We start from the raw sequence: 2,433 nt of genomic DNA on the forward strand, positions 1-2,433 counted from the left end.
AGCAAATCCGGAAACTCGCTCAAGCGTTCGCTTCACGCTCGAACGAACGGGTTGCTCTTCATTTCTCTCGCGATGGTGGTCGGCGGCCCGTGGCCGGGGTAGACCTTCGTCTCCGGTGGCAGTTTGTACAGCGTCTGCTGGATGGACCGCGTGAGATCAGCCTCGTTCGAGGTGGGGAAGTCGAATCTCCCAACAGAGTTAAAGAACAGCGTGTCGCCGACCAGGGCGGTGCGGGAGTCGTCGTGGACGAGGGTGATGCCGCCGGGGGAGTGGCCGGGGGTGTGGAGGACACGCCAACTCGTTCCGGACAGTGTCAGCGCTTCGCCCGCCTTCAGATACCGGTCGGCGGGCTTGCAGATCACATAGGGCGGGAACCCCGCCGAGAGATTTAACGAAGGGTCGGACATGAACTCTCGCTCGGCCTCATGCAGAAGAACCGGCAACCCGGTGAACGCTTCGCGGAGTTCCTCCACCCCCGCGATATGGTCGGCGTGGGCGTGGGTGAGGATGAGGGCCGTGGGGGTCAGCCCGGCGGCACGGACGTGGTCGATCATCACGCCGGGGCCGAAGGAGGCGTCGACGATCCAGCAGGATTTATCGGGGGAACCGGGGATGGAAACCACGTAGCAGTTGGTGGCGAAGGGGCCGAGGGTAAATGTCTCGATCTCTGGCGTCGGCATGGGGTGAGTGTAGGGATGGGGCGTGCGGCGATTGGGCGGTCCGCGCGGTAGACTTTGATGCAGGCGTCAGGCACGCCGCCAAGCCCGGGACCCCATGCTGCGAACCGCGTCGCCATCCCGACCCGCGAAACTGGACGACCTGCTGTCGGGTCCGCTGGTGGCCCGGCTGACGCAGATGGACATCGCGTCGCGCAAGGTCTTCATTGGCAGGATGAAAGGCGAACGCCGCTCGCGCCGCCGCGGCGAGTCCATCGAGTTCGCCGACCACCGTCAGTATGTCGTGGGCGACGACCTGCGGCGCATCGACTGGAACATCTTCGGCCGGCTCGACCGCTTGTTCATGAAACTGTTCCTCGAAGAAGAGGACCTCTCACTGCACGTCGTCATCGACTGCTCCGAGAGCCAGGCGTGCGGCGAGCCGGAGAAGTTCGCCTGCCTCCAGAAGGCCGCCGCGGCGATCGGCTACATCGCGCTCTCGAACCTGCACCGGGTGACGTTCACGGCGATCGCCGAGCGGGGCACATCGGACGGTGGGGCAGGCTTCCAGCCTGCCTCTGGGACAGGCTCCGGCGGCGTCGTTTCATCGCTGAAGAATCTCCGCGGCAAACGCCGCGCCGCCGAGATGGGCGCATACCTCTGCGGCCTCGAAACCGGCGGCTCGTCACGCTTCACCGAATCGGCCAAGCGGATCGCGCTAGCCCGCACCGGCAAGGGTGTCATGGTCATCCTCTCGGATTTCCTCTTCAAAGAGGGCTACGAACAGGGTCTGACTTACCTCGCCGGGCGCGGCTACGACCTCGTTTGCATCCAGGTCCTCAGCCCGCAGGAAGTCGACCCGCAACTCGGCGGCGACCTGCGACTCCGCGATGTCGAGGACGACGACCGCACCGAGGTCACCATCTCCGCCCCGCTCCTGAAACGCTACAAGCATAACCTCGCGGCGTACTGCGACCAGTTGAGACTCTTCTGCGCACGGCGCGAGATCACGCACCTCACCGTGCAGTCCGACATCGCCATGGACACGCTGATCCTCGAATACCTCCGCTCCAGGGGGGTGTTGAAATGACCTGGCTGACCCCGATGGTGGGCGCGTGGGCCGCGGCGGTGGCGGTGCCGGCGCTGCTGATCCTCTACTTCTTGCGGCTCAAGCGGCGCGACCTCGAAGTGTCTTCCACGCTGCTGTGGAAGAAAGCCGTGCAGGACCTGCAGGCCAACGCGCCGTTCCAACGGCTGCGCCGGAACCTGCTGCTGTTCCTGCAACTGCTGGCCCTCGCCGCGGCGTTGTTCGGTCTGGCCCAGCCGCAGTGGAAGGGTGCTGGCGGCACGGCGCAGAAGTCCGTGCTCCTCATCGACCGCTCGGCGTCGATGTCGACGATGGATGAATCTCTGGACGGCAAGCCCGCTTCACGCCTCGAAAAGTCGAAGGCTCAGGCGCTGAAGTTCATCGACGAACTCCCCGCGGGCGGGCTGTTCGAGACGTCGGGGGCCGCCGAGGCGCTGGTGATCGCCTTCGATTCCGCCGCCGAAGTCGTGCAGACGTTCACCTCGAACAAGGCCCTGCTCCGCACGGCGGTCGAGGGCATCCAGCCCTCCGACGCCGGAACCTCCATCGACGAAGCCGTGCGACTGGCGTCGGCCTACGTCGGGCCCAAGGTCGTCGAAGACGTCGGGCTCACGGCGGGAGCGCCGCTCTACGTCTATTCCGACGGCGTCATCCCCGCCCTCTCGGAGACCATCGGCGACCCCCGCACAC

At 65.8% G+C, this 2,433-nt stretch carries 3 protein-coding genes; 2 read left to right on the forward strand and 1 reads right to left on the reverse strand.

Annotated features, from left to right (window positions below):
* Nucleotides 1–32 precede the first annotated feature (32 nt).
* On the reverse strand, nt 33–680 hold the full coding sequence (locus G4P69_RS37010) for an MBL fold metallo-hydrolase (RefSeq protein WP_208354832.1): 648 nt from the start codon (nt 678–680) through the stop codon (nt 33–35).
* 94 nt (nt 681–774) lie between these two features.
* On the opposite strand from G4P69_RS37010, the gene G4P69_RS37015 reads away from it, so the two are divergent.
* Together G4P69_RS37015 and G4P69_RS37020 are read left to right on the forward strand one after the other, a co-directional pair.
* A complete protein-coding gene (locus G4P69_RS37015; RefSeq protein ID WP_208354834.1) occupies nt 775–1,746 on the forward strand; it encodes a DUF58 domain-containing protein in 972 nt (323 codons plus the stop codon).
* Nucleotides 1,743–2,433: vWA domain-containing protein (locus G4P69_RS37020; protein ID WP_208354836.1), on the forward strand; the 691-nt coding region annotated here is incomplete at its 3' end. The genes G4P69_RS37015 and G4P69_RS37020, both read left to right, overlap by 4 nt.

It is taken from the genome of Aetokthonos hydrillicola CCALA 1050 (assembly GCF_017591665.1).
Taxonomy (GTDB): Bacteria; Cyanobacteriota; Cyanobacteriia; order Cyanobacteriales; family Nostocaceae; genus Aetokthonos; species Aetokthonos hydrillicola.